The following is a 20,371-nucleotide window of genomic DNA, read 5'->3' as shown; positions in this document are numbered from 1 at the left end:
CTCAGGCACTGGCCTCATGAGACAGTACGAACTGGTTCAGAAGACGAACCCCAAACCCAGTTGCACCCTTCGGAGCCGTCGGGGACGCCGTCGTCTTCCATGTCGTGCCGGCAATATCCAGATGCGCCCAGACAGTCTCACCAACGAAGCGCTTCAGGAACTCAGCCGCCAGAATGGCACTCCCCGGACGGCCGCCAATGTTCTTCATATCAGCGATGTCAGAGTCGATCTGGCGATTGTAGGCCTCGCCCATCGGCATCCGCCACAGACCTTCGCCAACCTGCTTTCCAGCTTCGAACAGACCGGAAGCCAGCGCGTCGTCATTGCTGAACAAACCTGCGTTTTCCGTTCCCAGGCTCACCACGATCGCACCGGTCAATGTGGCCAGATCAACCATCAGCTTTGGCTTGAAACGATCTTTTGTGTAGGCAAGCACATCCGCCAGAACCAGACGACCTTCGGCATCCGTGTTCAGCACTTCAATGGTCTGGCCGCTATAACTCGTCACAATATCGCCCGGACGCTGTGCCCGGTCAGACACCATGTTTTCTACCAGCCCGACAACACCAATCGCATTCACAGGAGCCTTGCGGCGCGCCAGTGCGCTCATGAGACCGATAACCGTGGCGGCCCCGCCCATGTCGGTCTTCATCTCGTCCATGCCGGCAGCAGGCTTGATCGAAATTCCGCCGCTATCAAACGTTACGCCTTTGCCGATGAAGGCCAGAGGCGCTTCATCACCACCGCCATTATGACGGACGATCACCGTGCGGGGCTTGTTCGCACTTCCCTGTGCCACACCCAGAAGGGCACCAAAGCCCAATTCCTGCATGGCGGCTTCATCGAGAACCTCCACTTCAAGACCCGTCTCACGGAGCGCTTCGATCCGCGCTGTGAACGTTTCCGGAGACAGGATGTTGGCGGGTTCGCTGATAAGGTCGCGGGTCAGGAAAACACCGCGAGATACGGCATCCAGAGCAGTCCAGCGTGCTTCAGCGGCGGCAACATCCAAAGCCACGACCGTCAAAGCTTTCAGAACCGGCCTCTCGGAAGACTTCTTTGTGCGATACAGCGCAAAATCGTAACGAGCCAGACGCGCACCCAACGCCGCTTCCGGTGCGAATTCTGCAACATCTGCCGTCAGGGCGAGAACCGCATCAGCCACGCCATCGAGCGCTTTAGCCGCTGAGCCACCGGCATTTTCAACAGCAACCGACCCGACAGCCGAGCCATCCTTAGCCGCACATCCCACCAGAACAACCTGAGACAGACCGGCAGATGGCGCCGTCAGCACAACCGTCTGCCCAGCTTCGCCCTTGAAACCCTTGAAAGACGCAGCACGGCTCAATGCACCAGCCGTGGCGTCATCGAGTGCCTTGAAGGTGCTGTCTTCAAAGGTCGCCTTCCCATGACCAATCAGGGCCACAGCCTGTGGCTGGGCGTTGTTCACCGCTGGAAGCGAACCAAAAGAAATATCGAGCATATCGCACCTTTTGCATGGCAGAACCATTTCAGTGCTCCCGTTATCGGGAACAGCGTGCTTCCACACAAGAGGGGGCAGTTCGATGAGCACAACAGAGACGTCACATGTCACTGCGTTCGGCTTTCATGTCCGCAGCAATCAAAGCTTCATTTGCGTGTTCTGATCGGTATGCAACAACTCAAGTCACCTCCCTCGCATCAGCACATGACGAAACGCCTTTCATGAAGTAGCCTTGCAGGCATGACCTCAGCCCCCCTTCATACGGTCTCCCCAGACGATGACCGCGCCCTGCTGTCCCTCGCATTCCGTCTGGCTTCGGAAGCAGCGGACATCATCAACGAGATCCGCGCCCGAGGCTTCCTCACGGAAGTCAAAAAAGACGCCTCTCCGGTTACGGAGGCAGATCGCGCCTCTGAAGACCACATCCTGCGTGGCCTGCGCACTGCGTGCCCGTCGCTTGCCGCAATCGGGGAAGAGGAAATGTCCGCGGGGATTGAGGTTACAGCCGGGGACGCCTACTGGCTTGTCGACCCTCTGGACGGAACGCGGGGTTTCTCTTCAGGCGGCAAGGACTTTACCGTCAATATCGGGCTAATTCGTGGAGATAGACCCGCTCTGGGCGTCGTCGCACTTCCAGGATACGGACTGATCTACAGCGGGGGCATAGGGCTCGGCGCGCATCGTTTCGATGGCACGACCAGTACCCCTATCCACACGGCCAAACCATCAACTGAAGGGCTGCGTGTTCTGGCGTCCAGCCATCATGGTAACATCGAGCTTCTTGAGCGGTGGCTCGCCGGACGCAAGGTCGCGTCCATCGACAAGCTTGCCTCTTCTGTGAAGTTCATGCGCGTCGCAGAAGGCGCTGCCGATTTTTATCCCCGCTTTGGCCCCACCATGGAGTGGGACACCGCCGCCCCACAGGCCATTCTCGAAGCCGCAGGTGGCAGCCTACTGGATGAAAACGGCCAGCCCTTGCGTTACGGCAAGCCTGACCGCCTGAACTCTTCATTTTACTGCACGGGAGGCGCTTCGTGAGCGAGTCTTTGAACACGGAACGCCTGACTGCTGATACCAACGGAATCCGCCGCGCTGCAGAGCTTCTGAAGGCTGGTAAGCTTGTCGCCTTCGGAACTGAAACCGTCTATGGCCTCGGCGCCCTTGCTTCGTCCGACACGGCTGTCGCGCGTATTTTCGCCGCCAAGGGCCGTCCACGCTTCAATCCGCTTATCAGCCATCTTGCAGATGCAGAAAGTGCGTTCGCCCAGGCGGACCTGCATGGTCGTACCAAAGACATCGCCTATGCGCTTGCGGAAAAGTTCTGGCCTGGCCCCCTGACGATGGTGCTGCCCCGCGCGCCGAACTCCACCGTTTCGGACCTTGCGGCGGCTGGTTTGAATACGCTTGCCCTTCGCGTCCCCAGAGGCAAAACAGCCCTTGCTTTGCTCCGCGAGGTCGGGGCTCCTATTGCAGCGCCCTCCGCAAATATTTCCGGGACCGTTAGCCCATCGGACGCCTCGCACGTGCTACGCTCGCTGGATGGACGTATCGACGCCATTCTGGATTCCGGCCCCTGTTCTGTGGGCGTAGAAAGCACCGTTCTGGATCTCACACGAGACACACCCGTTCTGCTCCGGCCGGGCGGCGTAACGCTGGAAGAACTGACGGCACTCTGTGGCCCAATCCATCATCCAGATGATTTTGCAGAAGCGCTCCCGTCGTCCCCGGGCAGACTGGCATCTCATTATGCCCCTTCGCTCCCTGTCCGGCTGGACGCTTATGACGTTCGCCCCGACGAGGCGCTGCTCGCGTTCGGGCCTGCGCTCCCCAACGCCGGCTTGACCTGGAACCTGAGTGAAACCGGGAATCTGGAAGAAGCCGCGGCCCGCCTGTTTTCAGGGCTGCGCTTCCTGGATGCAGAAGGAACCAAACGCGGACTGACATGCATTGCTGCCCAGCCCATCCCCCGCCAAGGATTGGGGCTGGCAATCCGGGACCGCCTAAAGCGTGCGGCTGAACCACGCCCACTTTCCCAGAGTCCCGGCTGATCATATGGCCGAAAACCGCTTCGACCCCAAAGATATCAAGATTCTCTCCGATATTCTTGCATTGGTTCTGGCGGAGCCTTCAGGCTCTGCCCAGAATGCGCTCGAAGCCCTTCGTATACGTGCCAAACGCAACAACCTGACAGGCGGCGCGCTCAAAAATCTTTTCACGAGCCTGGCGACTGACACTTCACACCAGAGCGCGGCAGACCGCGAAGAGCAGCTTCGGAACAGGATCTTCCAGCTTGAACGTGAGCTTCGCCAAGCACAGGGCCATATCAGGTCCGCCCAAGGCGCCCTGAGCCATATGCAAATGGAAAGCCGGGCTCTCATGACGGAAATCGCGACACAACGCGCCCAACGTCCATGGCGTTACATTACAATTGCCTTTGGGATCAGCGCGGGGCTATTGCTTGGGATCGCGACAAGCCAGTTCTACCATAGCCTGACAGACCGGCCTCCGATTGACCGATCAGTCTACTTTCGCTGATACCGTATTGTTTTTTTGCCTTTCTCCCGTCACAGGCTAAGGATAGATGAAGGGCCATGGCCTCTTCCCCCGGCGCTGCAAAGCGACATCTGCTGCCCCTTCTTGACCGGTACGTCCTCCGTCAGCTTGTCATTGCCCTTCTGGCACTGACGGGGGGAGCAGTCGCGCTTATCTGGCTGACGCAATCGCTGCACTTCGTCTCGATGATTGTTCAGCACGGACTGTCTCTGCGCGTCTTTTTGCAGCTTACTTCCCTCATGCTGCCATCTTTCGTGGCCGTCATCCTGCCGATCACGACCTTCCTCGTGATCCTCTTCACCTATCAGCGGATGTCCGGCGACCGGGAAATGACCGTCATGCGCGCCGCGGGTCGTTCCCCCTTGGAACTGGCACGCCCTGGCCTGATCTGCGCAGGAGCCTGCGTGGGACTGTGCTACGTTTTGACGCTCTGGCTGGCTCCGGTGTCCTATCACGCCTTCCATCGATACGAATTCCAGATCCGCAATCAGATGGCCGCCTTCCTGCTTCAGGATGGTGTTTTCACAAAGGTCTCGGGAGACATGACCGTGTATGTCCGCTCCCGGGATTCCAACGGACTGTTGCACGGCGTTCTGGTGGAAGATGATCGTGACCCGGATGCTCATACGACCGTTCTGGCCGAACGGGGCACCATCGTCACCGTCAACGACAAGCCTCGCGTCGTCCTCTATAATGGCTCTCGTGAAGAAATCGACCGGCATACAGGGCGCCTGAACGTCCTGACGTTTGGCCGCAACACGATTGATCTGACATCCTCCCGCCAGAACAACCACGAGGAGCGGGATGCGTCGGAAATGCCCTTGCATGACCTCTTCCATCCAGACCCCAATGAGGTTTCCGAGCGTGACAGAGGCAAATTTGCGGTCGAAGGGTGGCATCGCCTGACTTCTCCGCTAACGGTACTGTCCTTCGCCATGATCGGTCTGGTCGCTGTTCTCCGGGGGACGTTCTCCCGGCATGGCAACATTACCCGCCCTCTGATCGCCATTCTGACAGTTGTCGGGCTTCTCGCGCTCTCGCTCATGCTCCAGAATTTTGCTGGCCGGAACCTTGCGCTCGTTCCCCTGCTCTGGGTTGCAGCCCTTCTTCCCAGCATCATCTGTGCAGCTCTTCTGTTCGCGGAGCAGTGGACCGGAACCTCGCGCCAGACTGGACGCCCTTCATGAAATCAACGACTGACGGGTATCGCAGCTGGTTTTCCACGCTCCTGCACACCCTGAGACCGCAGGAAACCGAAGTCGGGTTTTCCACGACATTAGCGATCTACATCGCACGCCATTTCACCCTGAACACGCTGTCGATGGTTCTGGCGCTGACAGGGCTTGTGTCCCTGTTCGACTTCATTGATCTGCTCAGACGCGCCGCCACCCGCCCCAATGTGCCCACGAGCCTTATTCTTGAAATCGCAGGCCTGCACATTCCGTATTACGTCATTTATGTGCTGCCTTTCGGTATTTTGCTCGGCGGGATTGTCTGTTTTTCGCGTCTGACGCGGTCGTCCGAACTTATCGTCGCTAGAGCTGCGGGCATCTCTGCCTGGCAGTTTCTTGCCAGCCCCCTGGCTTGCGCACTCCTGATCGGTCTGTTCACAACCACCGGCATCTCGGCCCTCTCCTCTTCCATGTATCGGCAGGCAGAACTTCTGGATCAGTCCTACCTTCGGACAGGCGGTGGAGTTCTGACGCTAAAGGGCGGCGAACTCTGGCTCAGACAGGCCGATGAAGGGCTGACGCCCCATGGTGTTGCCATTCTACACGCCCAGAACGTCAAGCTTGCACAGGACACGCTCGATGTTTCAGGCGTGACCATTTTCCGTCTGGATGACCGTGACCGGTTGATCGTACGCGTCGAAGCACCGACCGGAACGCTCGCCCACCAGCAGTGGAACCTCAATGATTCGTCCTTGCTTCATCCAGACCATCTGCCAGAAAAAGTCGGAACCCTGACCCTTCCTTCCGACCTTACGGTTGACCGCATTCAGGAAAGTTTCGCATCGCCCGATACGCTGTCGGTCTTTGCTCTACCCAGCTTTATCTCCCTTCTGGAGCGTTCCGGTTTCCCTTCAATTCGGCACAGGTTACATTTCCAATCGCTTCTGGCTCTTCCCATCCTTGCTGGTACAATGGCATTGGTGTCCGCAGGGTTTTCGATGCGTCCCGCACGACGCGGCGGAGTGGCCCGGATGCTGGGATCGGGAATTGCTGCAGGCTTTGCGCTCTTCACGATCTCGAAAGTGGCTGAACAGTTTGGTGAATCTGGCGCTTTGCCGCCGGTTCTTGCCGCATGGGCGCCCACGGGCGCAGGGCTTTGCCTTGCGGTCGCGCTTTTGCTGCACATGGAGGATGGTTGATGTCGGTGCCCCGGTGGCTCCCAAAACGCGCCCGCAGATGCGTCTCTCTTGCAGGCGTCGCCCTGACGGGAACTGCGCTCGTGGCGCCGCAGGACATGTTTGCCAATACGATGCAGCGGGACAATTCGCATATCATCGTCATCGGTAAGCCGACGTCCGAGCATGACCCCCTCACCTATCTGGCTGACAGCGAAAGCTATGCAAAGAACGGTCTGGTCACATGGGAAGGCAATGTCCGCATCTGGCAGGGCGATCACGCTCTCCGTGCGGACAAGATCACCTATGACCGGAATACCGGCGTTCTGGCAGCGCGTGGCCATGTCGCCATCATGGAACCAGACGGCAGCACAACCTATGCCGCCTATATGGAATTCAGCCATGGCATGCATGACGGCATCGGCACGTCCATCTACATGCAGATGCAGGACAATGCGAAGCTGGCTGGCAACGGCATGCGTCGCACCAATGGTCTGATCAATGATCTGTCACATGCTGTCTATACGGCGTGCAAGATCTGCGAAACAAACCCAGACGCTCCTCCGTTCTGGCAGTTCCAGGCCTATGGCGCGACACAGGATGCCCAGCACAAGCGTATCGAGTTCAACCATGCCTGGTTGAAAATGCTCGGCCTTCCAGTGTTCTATTTCCCGTTTTTCTCGATGTCCGATCCTTCGGTCAAACGACAGAGTGGCTTCCTAATGGCCGGTATCAGCCCGCATGACCGCTATCTTGGAACGTATTTCACCCTTCCATATTTCTGGGCCATTGACGACAGTCAGGACCTTACCGTTCGTGGACTGGTCTCCACAAAGACAGGCCCGGAAATCACCAGCGAATATCGTCGCCGTTTCAACTTTGGCACGCTCGATATTACTGCAGGTGGCGCATACGACACCAACCGAGAGAGCCGTTACGTCAACACGTTCGGTAACAACGTCAATTCCTCAGGCGAATACGGCCTGCAGGGCTACGTGTTCGGTCAGGGCAATTTCGCGATCAACAAGCACTGGCAGGCAGGCATCAACGTCAATCTGGCGACGTCTGCCAACTACATGCGAGATTACCGCGTCCCTGGTTACGGTCAGGAATCGCTCAACTCGAACGTCTATCTTGAAGGCTACGGCGTAGGCGCCTACGCCCGCCTCGACGCGCAGGCCTATCAGGGTCTGAACCAGGGCGTCATTCAGAACTCTGAACTGCCATGGGCGCTCCCGCGCTTCACCTATACCTATCAGGGCCAGCCTGATGCGCTCGGCGGCCGTTTCAGTATGAACACCACCGACTTTGACGTCTTCCGTTCCAAGGGTGTGTCTGATCAGCGTGGTCAGCTCCAGATGCAGTGGGACCGCCCATTCCACAACAGTCTTGGCCAGCAGTGGCTTGTAACAGCCCGACTGGACTCAAACGTCTATCGCGCCACCAGTCTGGCACAGCAGCCAACCTATTACGCTGTTGGCGGCACAAAAGTCACAGGGCAGGTTCTGCCGACAATTGCCGTCAAGATGAACTGGCCGTTTCTCAGGTCTTTTGCCCGCGGACGAGGCACGCAGATCCTTGAGCCGATTGTCCAGCTGATTGCCGCCCCTAATACCGGCAACTCTTCCAACAGCAATATGCCGAATGAAGACAGCCTGACGTACGAGTTCACCGATACAACCATGTTCTCCCTAAACCGCTATTCCGGAACAGATCGCCTTGACGGTGGTCTGCGCGGCAATATTGGCGTTCATCAGAGCTGGACGTGGAACGGCCATTCCATTGATATGCTGGTGGGTGAAAGCATCCAGGAACACATCACGAAGAACCGTATTCCGTATTCCGGGCTGGATCACCATTTTTCGGACCCGGTTGGCCGTGTGCGTTTCACACCCAATAAATACCTCGATGTGACCGCTCGCGGCCGCTACAATCCGTGGACACACCAGCTGGACTACGGGGAAGGCCTGTTCAGCGCCGGCATTCCAGCTTTGCGCTTCAGTGCAGGCTATCTCTATGCCCCAGTAACACCGTATTATTACTACGCTACCAATTATCGTGAGAGCGGCGTAAATTCGCCTTATCTGGTCAAAACGAACGAAATCACAGGAAGCGTGGCCACTCACTGGCGTAATTATCATGCCTCCGGCTTCTTCCGGCGCAGCCTGTCCCGGAAACAGTTCGTCGCAAACGGGGGAGACATTGGGTATTCCAACGACTGCTTCGGGCTGGATATCATGTATATCAAACAGTACACACGGATCGGCGGCGAGCAGCGGAACACCACTGTGATGTTCAACTTCACGTTCAAAACGATCGGCACTTTCGGAATTAACGGCTGAGCATGTTCAAGACCCATCGCATCGCATCTACTGCCCTGGTTGCCCTGCTGGCCTTCTCTGCGGCGGTTCCAACCGCTGTGGCGCATGCTGCACCCGCCCACAAGACTGCTCCCAAAAAAGAGCAGGCACCTGTGGCCAAACCACCCGAAGACCAGATCCTGGCTGTTATCAACGGCCAGGTCCTGACCCAGCGTGATGTGGATAACCGCGCCAAGCTGTTCGTACTTTCCACAGGCCTGCCCGTCAGCCCGGATGTCATGAACCGCATGCGCGGCCAGATCATTCACCAGTTGATCGAAGAGCGCCTGAAGACCCAGGAGATGCTCAAGCGACACATCAATGTCGAGCCTGAGCAGATTGCTGGAGCCATCAGCAACATCGAACAGCGCAACGGCATGCCCAAAAATGCCCTGCGTGACCGCCTCGCGTCTGACGGCGTTTCCCTGACGACGCTGATCGATCAGATCCGTGTGCAGATTGGCTGGATGCAGGTCCTGCGTGAGCAGTTGGGCGAAGGGGGGCGCATTACAGCCACCCAGATCGCGCAGCGTGAGCAGGCCCTTCAGGCTGAGCAGGGTCGCGCACAGTACATGATGAGCGAAATTTTCGTTCCTGTTGCTGACCCTCGCCACGATGAAAACGAACTCACGTTCACACGCACCATCATCTCCCAGCTTCGCGAAGGAGCTCCCTTCCCGATTGTTGCCGCCCAGTTCTCGCAGGCACAGTCTGCTCTGGATGGTGGCTCCATGGGATGGGTACAGGAAGACAGCCTCGATCCACAGGTCGTGAATGTCGTTCGGCAGATGCCGATTGGCGCTATTTCCAATCCGATCCAGGTTGCAGGCGGCTTTGTCATTGCAACGGTTCAGGCCAAGCGCGTCGTCGGCAAGCAGATGGGCACGCTCGTTGCCCTGCGTCAGGCATTCTTCCCGTTCGATGCACCACTGAACCCGCAAAATCCAACCCCTCAGCAGCAGGCAGCTCTTCAGAAGGCGACACATGCTGTGGAAACGATCCATAGCTGCGACGCAATAGAGGCTCTCAACAAGTCTCTTGGAGAGAAGCGTCCCAGCAACCCCGGCACGCAGATCCTGGAACGCCTCGCCCCTCAGATGCGCTCCATCATCGAGCCTCTCCCCGTCAACAAGGTCAGTCGCCCTCTGGTTTCCATGGATGGCATAGCCCTGTTAATGGTCTGTGATCGCCAGCAGAAAAATCTGGCACAGCAGACACCGGGTGAAATTGCCGATCAGCTTATGAACGAGCGCGTTGAACAGGCTTCCCGTCAGCTCCAGCGGGATCTGCAGCGTCGGTCCATCATCGATATACGCCCTGCCGCAAAACCGGCTCTTAACTGACGTGAGCCTTCCTTCTCTAAAAGAGTCCATTCAGGCTTATGGCTTGGATGCAAAGAAGTCCCTTGGTCAGCACTTTCTTCTGGACCCCGGAATTTGTGCCCGGATCGTCGCCTTGGGCGGCGATCTGACAGGGCGAAGCGTTGTTGAAATCGGCCCAGGCCCGGGTGGCCTGACACGAGCTTTGCTCGATAGTCCAGCAAGCCGCGTCGATGCTGTGGAAATTGACGAACGTGCCTGGCCACTGCTCGAAGAGCTGGCCGGACACTATCCGGATCGCCTGCATATTATCCGGCAGGATGCCCTGAAACTTGATGCCGCAAGCCTTGCGCCTGCCCCCAGACAGATCATCGCAAACCTGCCTTACAATGTCGCCACTCCCCTTCTTGTGGGCTGGTTGAGACAGGCCCATTCGTGGGAACGCTTGTCTCTGATGTTCCAGCTGGAAGTTGCTGAACGCATCTGTGCTGAACCAGATACCTCCGCTTACGGGCGGCTGGCTGTGCTGGCCCAATGGTGCGCGTCCTGCTCCGTGGCTCTGCGCATTCCACCGGGGGCATTTTCCCCGCCACCAAAGGTTCATTCTGCCGTTGCAGTCCTGATCCCGCACGCAGAGCAACCTGCACCAGAGCTTTTCCGAGCGATGGAGCGTGTCACAGCCGCCGCGTTCGGACAGCGCCGCAAGATGCTGCGTTCGTCACTTAAGTCGATCGGTGGGGAAGCACTTCTGGACGCTGCGGGTATCGAGCCCACACGCCGGGCTGAAACTCTGAGCGTTGCAGAATTTGGTCGCCTTGCAGAGCTGCATCTTGTCCGCTCCCGCGCCTGAGAACCTTACCCGCTGCCGTTGGGCCGCAACAGACCCCCTTCTTCGCCAGTACCATGACGAAGAGTGGGGCGTTCCGATCCGTGATAGCCGTGAGCTGTGGGAGACCTTGGTTCTGGAAAGCTTTCAGGCTGGCTTGTCCTGGGCGATTGTTTTGAAAAGACGGGAAGGTTTTCGAAAGGCCTTCGCCAACTTCGATCCTGAAAAAGTAGCACTCTTTACGGAACAGGATATCGACCGCCTCATGCAGGATCCCGGCATTATCCGGGCCCGCGCCAAGATCAAAGCGACTGTCGGAAACGCACAAGCCTATCTGGCCATGCAGGCACAAGGCGAAGATTTTGCAGGTTTCATTGCATCATTGGTTCCTGATGCTCCGATTTACAATTCAACCGGAACAGTATTGGCGCAGTCACCTCTTTCAGTAACTGTGTCCAAGGCTTTGAAAGCCCGGGGCTTTCGCTTCGTTGGCCCTGTCATCGTGTATGCCTGGATGCAGGCCGTGGGTCTGATCCACGATCACGACCCATCCTGCTTTCGCTACACACCCCAAGTCTAAAAACTCAGACTGCGCTTTTCGCACGCTCACTTTCAAACATGTAGTCACGCGTCAAAGGCACGGCATCCACAGACCGTGTTAGCTGAAGCTGAAAATTCATGTGCCCCTGCACACGGAATGCCAGTTCGCTCCCAACAAGATACAATTCAAACATCCGCACAAAGCGCTCGTCATACAGATCTATAATTTTTTGTCGGTTGGCATCAAAGCGCTTACGCCATTCTGCAATTGTCTTGGCATAGTGCAGACGCAGCACCTCGCAGTCTGTCATCCAGAGACCGGTGCGCTCAATAGCAGCCAGCGTCTCGCTTAAAGACGGAGAATATCCTCCGGGGAAGATGTATTTCTGAAGCCACGCATTGGTGGTTCCCGGCCCATCCGTCCGACCGATCGAGTGGATTAAAGCCACCCCATCTGGCTTCAAACATTCCTTAATTCCGCGAAAATAGCGCTCAAATTGCGGTTGTCCAACGTGCTCGAACATTCCGACTGACACGACGCGATCGAACTCGTGATGAACATTCCGATAGTCCATGAGCTCGAAACGGACTTGCCCCTCAAGTCCCTCTGCCCGCACTCGAGCCCGCGCTTCCTCCAGTTGCTCTTTTGAAAGCGTAATACCGACAACCGTCGCGCCATAGTCTTTTGCCAGTGTCAGTGCCAGACCGCCCCAGCCGCACCCAATATCCAGAACTTCCAGTCCGGGACGGTTTAGATTGAGCTTAGCTGCAATATGTCGCTTCTTTGCGATCTGGGCTTCCTCTAGGGTCATATCCTCACGCTGGAAATACGCGCACGAATATTGGCGGTCCTTGTCGAGGAACAAGTCGTAAAGTCGACCATTCAGATCATAGTGATGCGCAACATTCCGGCAGGACCGCTTCAGGGAATTAAGTCCCTTTAAAGGTCGCAGAAGATAACGGAGTCGGTCCTCGATCTCTTCAAAAACATGACCGCCTTGGGTGATGTTCGCCATGAGGACGATCATCAGTGTCTCAAGAGTGCATCCTTCCGGCGCAAGTTCACCAGCCATGTATTCTTCGCCAAACGCCAACCCGGAATTAATAACCAGAGAACGCTCAGCCTGTTTTGTTTTGAGATGTAAGCCCGCTTCAACGCCGGGTAAGGCCCCACGATAGGTTTGTATCGTACCGTCACTGAACGTGACTCGCAGCGTTCCGACCTGAATAAATTTCTTCAGAACGAAATCGAGAATGGGTTTCACGCCTGTCTCCCTCCTGTTCACGCGTCATAACAAGACATGACACAGTCTTCAGTTTCCTGACCGGGAGAGCAGACATCAAAAAACCCGGCGCGGGAATACCCGGCCGGGTTTTCTGTTGGCTATGCCAGCGAAATCAGCCTTCGGCTTCTTCCGTGACTGCAGCTTCGGCAGCAGCTTCTTCAGCTGCGTTCTCTGCCTGCAGGTCGCCAAGGATGTTGTCATCCTCTTCTTCCACGCCAACGGCTTCGCCGCGAGCCTGGCGCTCAGCTTCTTCAGCAGAACGTGCAACGTTGACTGTCAGCGGAATGGAAACTTCCGGGTGCAGGACGATGCGGGCTTCCGTCAGGCCAAGAGACTTGATCGGGTGAGCCAGAACAACCTGCTGACGAGCAACCGTGAGGCCAGCGTCCGTAGCAGCAACAGCGATATCACGCGTGCTGACGGAGCCGTACAGGTTGCCGCTGTCACTTGCCTGACGGATGATGACGACAGACAGGCTGTCCATACGTTCGGCAAGACGCTCGGCTTCTTCGCGCTTCTTGATGTTCAGCGCTTCAAGCTGGGCACGCTCCGTGTCAAAGCGCTTGCGGTTTGCGGCCGTAGCACGCATCGCCTTGCCTTGCGGAAGCAGGAAGTTACGGGCGTAACCCGGCTTCACGGAAACAAGATCGCCCATCTGGCCGAGATGCTCGACCCGCTGGAGCAGGATCAGTGCGGTCTGGGACATGGTGCTCTCCTCAGCTTACGACGTAGGGGAGCAGGGCAAGGAAGCGGGCACGCTTGATAGCCTGCGCCAGCTCACGCTGCTTCTTGGCCGAAACAGCCGTGATACGGCTCGGCACGATCTTGCCACGCTCAGAGAGGAAGCGGCTCAGAAGACGCACGTCCTTGTAGTCGATCTTCGGCGCATTCGGGCCGGAGAACGGGCAGGACTTACGACGACGATAGAAAGGACGGCGTGCGCCGACAGCCGTGCGACGGGCTGCTGGGTTGACGTCGTTCACGTCGGTGGTGGTTGTATCGGACATGTTTCTTACTCCGCTCCAGCCGCCTCACGAGCATCGTCCTGCTCGCCGCGTGCACGGTATTCTTCACGGTCTTCGCTGCCACGACGCGGGCCGCCACGGCCGCTCTCGAAGCGACCAGCCGGCTTGGAGCCGCCACGGAAGCTACCACGGTCGCCGCGGTCATCATTCTTGCGAGCAAGAACCGGGGACGGAGTTTCGTCGATTTCGTCAACGCGAAGCGTCAGAACGCGAAGCACGTCTTCGTTCAGGCCGAGCTGACGCTCAACTTCACGAAGCGTATCCGGCGTGCAGTCGATACCGAGCAGGACGTAATGGCCCTTACGGTTCTTCTTGATGCGGTATGCGAGCGAACGGAGACCCCAGAATTCGCGCTTCTGGATGGAACCACCATTCTCGGTCAGCAGGGCTTCAATGGTCTCAACCAGGCTCTCGACCTGTGCCTGAGACACATCGTTACGTGCGATGAGCACGCTTTCGTACAGTGGCATGAAAACTCCCTTCGGATAAGGTCAACCCAACTGGTCCAGCCCGTGCCGGAGACAGTGCAATCTTTGGGGAAAGCGCGGGTATAGCCGGCGCGACGCCACATCGCCCGGCAGGGAAAGACTGCATTAATCATGCAGCCTAACGGAAATCAAGGATAAACTCAGAGTCGACGCAGCTCTGCCGGAACATATTCGTCAGGAACGTTCCAGATTTCCTGAACAACATACTGAATTACAAACCCACATTTCTGATAATTGGTCAGAGCTCTGGGATGATCCAGTGTGCAGGTATTGACCCGCAATCGCCAGCACCCTGCCGCAAACGCCTGAGAAATCGCGGAATCCAGCAATGCCCGACCTAAGCCACGACCAATCGCTGCTGGCAGAAGTCCGAAGTACGCGAGATTGGCGTCTCCGCCCTCTCGCAGATCCAGTTCGTAGAACCCAAGAGGCGTACCATCTGCCTGCCAGAGCACCATGAAGTAAACGTCAGGATCATGAACAATTTCAGCAAGTTTTTCGTCCGGCATCGGACGACGCATCCACCAGCAATATGCCTCACCGACTTCCCGATAAAGCTTGCGGTATAGCGGCAATGCCGGAGGGAGAACTCTCTCAAGAGAGACCCCCTCCGGCAAAACCGGAGCTGGGCGGCTTGCCCTCGTCTCCAGAAAAGTCACACCCACCTCAAAACGGGTGGATGATCCCTGCGGATGAAGCCAGGCCGGCAGCATGACCCAGACGATCAGTTATCGTCGAGGAAGGAACGCAGCTTACGGCTGCGGCTCGGGTGCTTGAGCTTGCGAAGAGCCTTTGCTTCGATCTGACGAATACGCTCACGCGTCACGTTGAACTGCTGACCCACTTCCTCAAGGGTGTGGTCCGTGTTCATGCCAATACCAAAGCGCATCCGCAGAACGCGCTCTTCACGTGGCGTCAGGGACGCCAGAACGCGCGTGGTTGCTTCACGCAGGTTGGTCTGGATCGCGGCATCCAACGGAATAACAGCCGTCTTATCCTCGATGAAGTCACCAAGATGACTGTCTTCCTCGTCGCCAATCGGCGTTTCAAGGGAGATCGGCTCCTTGGCAATCTTCAGGACCTTCCGGACCTTCTCCAGCGGCATACCCAGCTTCTCAGCCAGCTCTTCCGGAGCAGGCTCGCGCCCGATCTCATGCAGCATCTGACGGGACGTCCGCACCAGCTTGTTGATCGTTTCGATCATGTGCACCGGAATACGGATCGTCTTGGCCTGATCGGCGATAGAACGCGTGATCGCCTGACGGATCCACCAAGTGGCATAGGTCGAGAACTTGTAACCGCGACGGTACTCGAACTTGTCCACAGCCTTCATCAGACCGATGTTGCCTTCCTGAATCAGATCCAGGAACTGCAGACCACGGTTCGTGTACTTCTTGGCAATCGAGATCACGAGACGAAGGTTAGCCTCGATCATTTCCTTCTTGGCACGTGTGGAGTCACGCTCACCACGGGAAATGGTCGCATACACACGACGGAATTCCCCAACCGGCAGGCCAGTCTCGTGAGAAAGCGCCGCAAGATCAGCACGCATGGACCGGATCTGGTCCAGGTGCTTGGTCGTCAGCGTCTTCCAACCCTTACCGGGCAGAGTGCAAATAAAATCAACCCAGGTCGGGTCCATCTCGCGGTTACGATACTTCAGCAGGAAGTCATCACGCGAAATCTTGCAGCCCTCAGCCAGACGCAGCAAGCGGCCCTCGAGGTTATTCAGACGCTGAACATGCATTTTGATCTGGGCAACCAGCTCTTCAATCCGGTTGTTATGCAGGTGAACCTGCTCCACCAGACTGACCAGTTCATGGCGCAGTTCTTCGTAGATGTTCTCAGACTTGTCCGAGCTTTCCTCACCGGCCGTCAGGGCCTCCAGACGCTTGACCTGAAGCTGACGCAGCTTGTGATACAGCGGCTCAATGGCTTCGAAACGGGCCAGGATTTCTGGCTTCAGCTTCTCTTCCAGAGCAGACAGGGACAGGCCACTGCCTTCCTGCTGATCGCCGTCGCCTTCTTCGGCATCGTCGTCCGTAGCGTCTTCGTCAGCCGCAGCTTCCTCGCCTTCCTCGCCCTCTTCGCCTTCAGGACCCGGACCGACAGCCTGACTGGCTTCCAGATCGACGATGTCGCGGAGCAACATCTCGCCGTCCTTGAGGCGCTCATGCCAGGAAATGATCGCACGGATCGTCAGGGGGCTTTCGCACAGCCCACCGATCATCTCGTCACGGCCAGCTTCAATGCGCTTGGCGATCGCGATTTCGCCTTCGCGGGACAGGAGCTCTACAGACCCCATCTCACGCAGATACATCCGAACCGGATCATCCGTGCGGCTGGCAGCCTCGGCATCAATATTGCCGCCCTGAGGCTCGTCTGATTCCTCAGCTTCTTCCTTGGCTTCTTCCTGAGCCGGCTCAGCTTCGTCCTGTTCTTCGTTTTCCAGAACCTGAATGCCCATCTCTGACAGAGCTGCCATGACGTCTTCGATCTGCTCGGAGGACATCTGGTCCTGCGGCAGAACGGCGTTCAGCTCGTCAAAGGTAATATGGCCACGCTCACGCCCTTTGGCGATCAGCCGCTTCACGGCAGCGGATTGCGTATCAAGAAGAGTGGCATCCCCCTCCTGTTCCTGCGCGTTCCGATCCGTACCAGAGGCTGTTTTCGTCGCCATGCGTCTCTCCCTCAACTCCACCGAAAGCAAGCAATTCGGCAGCGTGCAGGTGGTCGATCCTGAGCCGTAAGTCAAGGTTTAGACGAAAAAGAAAGCAACTTCAGGGCAATAAAAAACGTTAGCCCCGGCCTTTTTCACCCTTCTTCTTCAACATCCTCACCTCGCCGCAGCGCTTCCAGAACCCTCATCCGCGCCAGCAGGCTTTCCGGAAAAGATGAGTCTCCGCCTCCCCCACCAGAATAGACCTGCATGATGGTTGCCTGAATGTCATTGGCCACTTCGCGCTCGAAATTGCGAAAATTTACAAGCCCGTAAAAGTGCCACCAGCTCTCCACAACATCGATCTTGAGAACTTCATCCCTGTCTTTTCCGAGCCCCACTTCCCGAGGCATCGGACTTTCTGTCACGGCCGCCACGATATCCGTCAGCCCATGAGCCTCGATCCAGCGATGGCAGTTCTCTTCCGTCAGATCCTCGTCCTGACAACTCCAGTCCAGAAGAGCCGAGCGAATCCGATCCAGATCACCCGGAAGAGCGAGACTGCTATAGGCCTGCTCCACTTCCGGAAGGATATCCGGATAGCGCAACAGCATCGCAGTCAGGATGTTAAGACGCTCCACACTCCCCTGCTCGATATGCCGCATCTCGCCAGGGGCCTGCGTTGAAAGAGGAAGCGGCGCTCCTTTCTTCTGGAACGGTTTTTTACTTCCTCCCCCGCGCCTGAATCGCGCGAAAAACATATCCAGAAACGTACTGCGATACTCAGACGCGAGTGCCCGATCCGGGATCAGCTTTGACAGAGCAACAAGCTTCTCACGCAACGCCGCCCGCTGATCGGGACCGGGATCAACCATTCCCCCCGTCATCAACCCGAACAATTCAGTCGCCAGAGACGTCGCCCCAGACAGGGCTTCCTTCATGGCCGCAACGCCGCGTGTACGGATCAGACTGTCCGGGTCATCTTTAGGGTCCAGGCGACAGAACCTGAGCGTTCGTTCGGGAGAAAGCAGCGGAAGCGCGACTTCACAGACCCGCAAAGCGGCGCGGGCTCCTGCCGCATCACCATCCAGACACAGGATCGGAGAGGGCGTCATGCGCCACAGCAGATTGAGCTGCTCTTCGCCCAGCGCAGTCCCCAACGGCGCCACAGCACCGCCAAAGCCTGCCTGGTCCAGAGCAATGACATCCATATACCCTTCAACCACAACAAGCTCAGCGCCCTTGTGGACAGCCTCACGTGCCAGATCGAGGTTGTAGAGTGTGCGCCGCTTGGAGAAGAGCGCCGTTTCCGGACCATTGAGATATTTTGGCTGCCCATCCCCCAGGGTACGCGCACCAAAAGAAATTAGCTTGCCGCGGCGATCCCGGATCGGAAACGTCACGCGATTGAAAAACAGTTCCCCTTTGGGCTGTCCCCGATCATCCACGCGCAAAATGCCCGCCTGAACGAGCATTTCAGGCGTCACATCATGAGCACGTAATTCTTCAACCAGATGCCGCCCATCGCCGGACCACCCCAAACCAAACCGTTCGATAGTCGCGTCACTCAGTCCACGCCCACGCAGATAAACGAGCCCTTCCCCTCCTTCCGGAAGGAAGAGTCGACGCCGGTAACTGGCCTGAACGAGGGACAGAACATCGCCGAGAGATTTGACCTCCCGCGCACGCGCCTCACTCCGTGGGTCCTGCTTCGGAACTTCAAGGCCTGCTTCAGCAGCTAATTGCTCGACAGCCTCAGGAAAACTCCGGCCGTCGCTCTGCATGACAAAGGAGATCGCATCGCCATGTGCGCCACAGCCAAAGCAATGAAAATGATCATCATAAACGTAAAAAGACGGCGTCTTTTCCCCATGGAAAGGGCAGCACGTTTTCCAGTTCCGGCCAGAACGAACCAGCTTGTTACGCCGTCCGATCAGGGAGGCCAGCGGCGTCCGATTGCGGAGTTCGTCCAGAAAGGCAGCGTCGAATGCCATCGGGCAGCAAGAGCCTTTCGATCAGGTCTGTCAGGAGAGAAGGCTCTTACAATCCTGGGAAGGGAAAATCTACTCTTCCCCAAATCTCCCTGCGTTAAAGAAAACCTGAATAGTGAATGCCAGTTTCCGAAACAATCGTAGCCGTTTTCCTGATCTGGAAACGATTACAATATGACAACTAAAAGAATTTTTTTTCTTTTGACACCCATCAATGGAAGAGGCGCAAATATAGCGTCAATATGGCAGTCGAACGAGGTGCAGGCCCCTGCATCCCTTTAGTGGGGTGGATGAGTCGCGCCTTCACAAAAGATTAAAGACGCAGGATCTCAACCTATGACCGTAAAAATCACGGTACTAAAAGAACAGGACGAAGGCGGTGAACGCCGCGTCGCCCTGATCCCGCAGGTTGTCGAGCGCCTCAGCAGCCTCGGCGTCTCTTTCGCGATGGAAAACGGGGCCGGGGTCGCCTCTTCCTATCCGGATGAAACCTATAAAGACGTAACCCTTTCAACAGACCGGAAGGCTCTCCTCGGCGATGCGGATATTGTCCTCGCCGTTCAGCCTCCCACCATTGAAACCGTTCAGGCCATGAAGCCCGGCGCCATTCTGGTGTCCTTCATTTACGGCCGAAACCACCCTGATCTGGTCAAGGCCCTCCGGGACCAGAAAGTGACCTGCTTCGCCATGGAGCTGGTTCCCCGCATTTCCCGCGCGCAGGCCATGGACGCCCTCTCCAGTCAGGCCACCCTCGCCGGCTATTACGCCGTTCTGCTCGGGTCCGTGCACATGACCAAGATCCTTCCCATGATGACCACAGCCGTCGGCTCCCTGCGGGCTGCACAGGTTCTTGTCATGGGCCTTGGCGTTGCGGGTCTACAGGCTCTTGCCACGGCCAAGCGTCTTGGTGCGGTCACGGAAGGCTATGACGTCCGCCCGGAAACACGCGAAGAAGCGCAGTCTCTCGGCGCCAAATTCGTCGATACCGGCGTGGATGGCACCGGCAAAGGCGGTTATGCCCGCGAACTGACAGACGAAGAAAAACAGACGGTCCGCAAGGTCATCAGCGACCACATCGCACGGGCTGACCTGATCGTCACGACAGCAGCAGTCCCCGGCAAAAAGGCTCCGCGCCTGATTGATGCCGAGCAGATCAAGGCCATGAAGCCCGGCTCCGTCATCATCGACCTCGGTGCAGAAGGCGGTGGCAACTGTGAAGGCACACAGGCAGGCCAGACCGTGCAGGTCGGCCCTACGACGATTGTCGGCCCCATCAATGTTCCGTCCATGCTCGCCCTTCAGGCCAGCGAACTTTATTCCAAAAACATCATGCATCTGCTCCAGCAGATCCTGACCAAGGATGGTCAGATCCAGCTGGATTTCACGGATGAAGTCATTTCCGGCACCGCCCTGACTCATGATGGCTACATCACGAACGAAGGCATCCGCACGGCCGTCGATCCGAATTCCCCGGCGCCGCCCGCACCGCAACCC

At 57.4% G+C, this 20,371-nt stretch carries 18 protein-coding genes; 10 read left to right on the top strand and 8 right to left on the bottom strand.

The features are described from left to right. Position 1: 1 nt before the first annotated feature. Positions 2 to 1,483 carry a leucyl aminopeptidase gene (locus KP708_RS11000; RefSeq protein ID WP_215750749.1) on the bottom strand — a complete coding sequence of 494 codons (1,482 nt, stop codon included), beginning with the start codon at positions 1,481 to 1,483 and terminating at the stop codon, positions 2 to 4. A 240-nt stretch (positions 1,484 to 1,723) separates the two neighbouring features. Between KP708_RS11000 and KP708_RS10995 the strand changes: the two genes are divergently transcribed. The 9 genes from KP708_RS10995 to KP708_RS10955 are packed head-to-tail and all read left to right on the top strand — an operon-like array spanning position 1,724 to position 11,468. Further along, positions 1,724 to 2,521 (top strand): 3'(2'),5'-bisphosphate nucleotidase CysQ, encoded by a 798-nt coding sequence (locus KP708_RS10995; protein WP_215750748.1) that lies wholly within the window; start codon positions 1,724 to 1,726, stop codon positions 2,519 to 2,521. Continuing rightward, a complete protein-coding gene (locus tag KP708_RS10990) occupies positions 2,518 to 3,531 on the top strand; it encodes an L-threonylcarbamoyladenylate synthase (protein ID WP_215750747.1) in 1,014 nt (337 codons plus the stop codon). Before KP708_RS10995 ends, KP708_RS10990 begins: the two co-directional genes overlap by 4 nt. A gap of 4 nt (positions 3,532 to 3,535) precedes the next feature. Next, complete coding sequence (locus KP708_RS10985; protein WP_215750746.1) at positions 3,536 to 4,018, top strand: hypothetical protein; 483 nt, start codon at positions 3,536 to 3,538, stop codon at positions 4,016 to 4,018. 56 nt (positions 4,019 to 4,074) lie between these two features. Beyond that, the gene (gene lptF / locus KP708_RS10980) at positions 4,075 to 5,223 is read left to right on the top strand and encodes an LPS export ABC transporter permease LptF (protein ID WP_202207671.1); all 1,149 of its coding nucleotides are present in this window, start codon (positions 4,075 to 4,077) and stop codon (positions 5,221 to 5,223) included. Further along, complete coding sequence (gene lptG / locus KP708_RS10975) at positions 5,220 to 6,407, top strand: LPS export ABC transporter permease LptG (RefSeq protein ID WP_252347461.1); 1,188 nt, start codon at positions 5,220 to 5,222, stop codon at positions 6,405 to 6,407. Before lptF ends, lptG begins: the two co-directional genes overlap by 4 nt. Then, entirely contained in the window at positions 6,407 to 8,725 is a 2,319-nt protein-coding gene (locus KP708_RS10970) for an LPS assembly protein LptD (protein ID WP_215750745.1), read from the top strand. Before lptG ends, KP708_RS10970 begins: the two co-directional genes overlap by 1 nt. 2 nt (positions 8,726 to 8,727) lie before the next feature. Further along, entirely contained in the window at positions 8,728 to 10,086 is a 1,359-nt protein-coding gene (locus KP708_RS10965) for a peptidylprolyl isomerase (RefSeq protein WP_215750744.1), read from the top strand. Position 10,087: 1 nt separating this feature from the next. Further along, the gene (gene rsmA, locus KP708_RS10960) at positions 10,088 to 10,912 is read left to right on the top strand and encodes a 16S rRNA (adenine(1518)-N(6)/adenine(1519)-N(6))-dimethyltransferase RsmA (protein ID WP_215750743.1); all 825 of its coding nucleotides are present in this window, start codon (positions 10,088 to 10,090) and stop codon (positions 10,910 to 10,912) included. Continuing rightward, entirely contained in the window at positions 10,893 to 11,468 is a 576-nt protein-coding gene (locus tag KP708_RS10955) for a DNA-3-methyladenine glycosylase I (protein WP_215750742.1), read from the top strand. The genes rsmA and KP708_RS10955 overlap by 20 nt, the downstream gene beginning before the upstream one ends. A gap of 4 nt (positions 11,469 to 11,472) precedes the next feature. Here the strand turns inward: KP708_RS10955 and KP708_RS10950 are convergent, their stop codons facing one another. From KP708_RS10950 to dnaG, 7 genes are all read right to left on the bottom strand, one after another. Continuing rightward, on the bottom strand, positions 11,473 to 12,693 hold the full coding sequence (locus tag KP708_RS10950; RefSeq protein WP_215750741.1) for a cyclopropane-fatty-acyl-phospholipid synthase family protein: 1,221 nt from the start codon (positions 12,691 to 12,693) through the stop codon (positions 11,473 to 11,475). A 133-nt stretch (positions 12,694 to 12,826) separates the two neighbouring features. Continuing rightward, a complete protein-coding gene (gene rplI / locus KP708_RS10945) occupies positions 12,827 to 13,420 on the bottom strand; it encodes a 50S ribosomal protein L9 (RefSeq protein ID WP_215750740.1) in 594 nt (197 codons plus the stop codon). 10 nt (positions 13,421 to 13,430) lie between these two features. Continuing rightward, positions 13,431 to 13,721: a 30S ribosomal protein S18 gene (gene rpsR, locus KP708_RS10940; RefSeq protein ID WP_046901240.1), complete on the bottom strand. Its 291-nt coding sequence runs from the start codon at positions 13,719 to 13,721 to the stop codon at positions 13,431 to 13,433. Positions 13,722 to 13,726: 5 nt separating this feature from the next. Then, on the bottom strand, positions 13,727 to 14,209 hold the full coding sequence (gene rpsF, locus KP708_RS10935; RefSeq protein ID WP_046901239.1) for a 30S ribosomal protein S6: 483 nt from the start codon (positions 14,207 to 14,209) through the stop codon (positions 13,727 to 13,729). 158 nt (positions 14,210 to 14,367) lie between these two features. Next, positions 14,368 to 14,940, bottom strand: a complete 573-nt coding sequence (locus KP708_RS10930) for a GNAT family N-acetyltransferase (RefSeq protein ID WP_086632985.1) — start codon at positions 14,938 to 14,940, stop codon at positions 14,368 to 14,370. An 11-nt stretch (positions 14,941 to 14,951) separates the two neighbouring features. Next, positions 14,952 to 16,907 (bottom strand): RNA polymerase sigma factor RpoD, encoded by a 1,956-nt coding sequence (rpoD, locus tag KP708_RS10925; RefSeq protein ID WP_064275007.1) that lies wholly within the window; start codon positions 16,905 to 16,907, stop codon positions 14,952 to 14,954. A gap of 134 nt (positions 16,908 to 17,041) precedes the next feature. Beyond that, positions 17,042 to 18,880, bottom strand: a complete 1,839-nt coding sequence (dnaG, locus tag KP708_RS10920) for a DNA primase (protein WP_215750739.1) — start codon at positions 18,878 to 18,880, stop codon at positions 17,042 to 17,044. Between the two features lie 333 nt (positions 18,881 to 19,213). Between dnaG and KP708_RS10915 the strand changes: the two genes are divergently transcribed. After that, positions 19,214 to 20,371, top strand: a 1,158-nt coding sequence (locus KP708_RS10915; protein WP_215757181.1) for an NAD(P) transhydrogenase subunit alpha, incomplete at its 3' end; no start/stop codon positions are given.

Source organism: Gluconobacter sp. P5H9_a (assembly GCF_018812085.1).
In the GTDB taxonomy this organism is placed as follows: domain Bacteria; phylum Pseudomonadota; class Alphaproteobacteria; order Acetobacterales; family Acetobacteraceae; genus Gluconobacter.
This window is presented reverse-complemented; position numbering and strand designations above follow the sequence as displayed.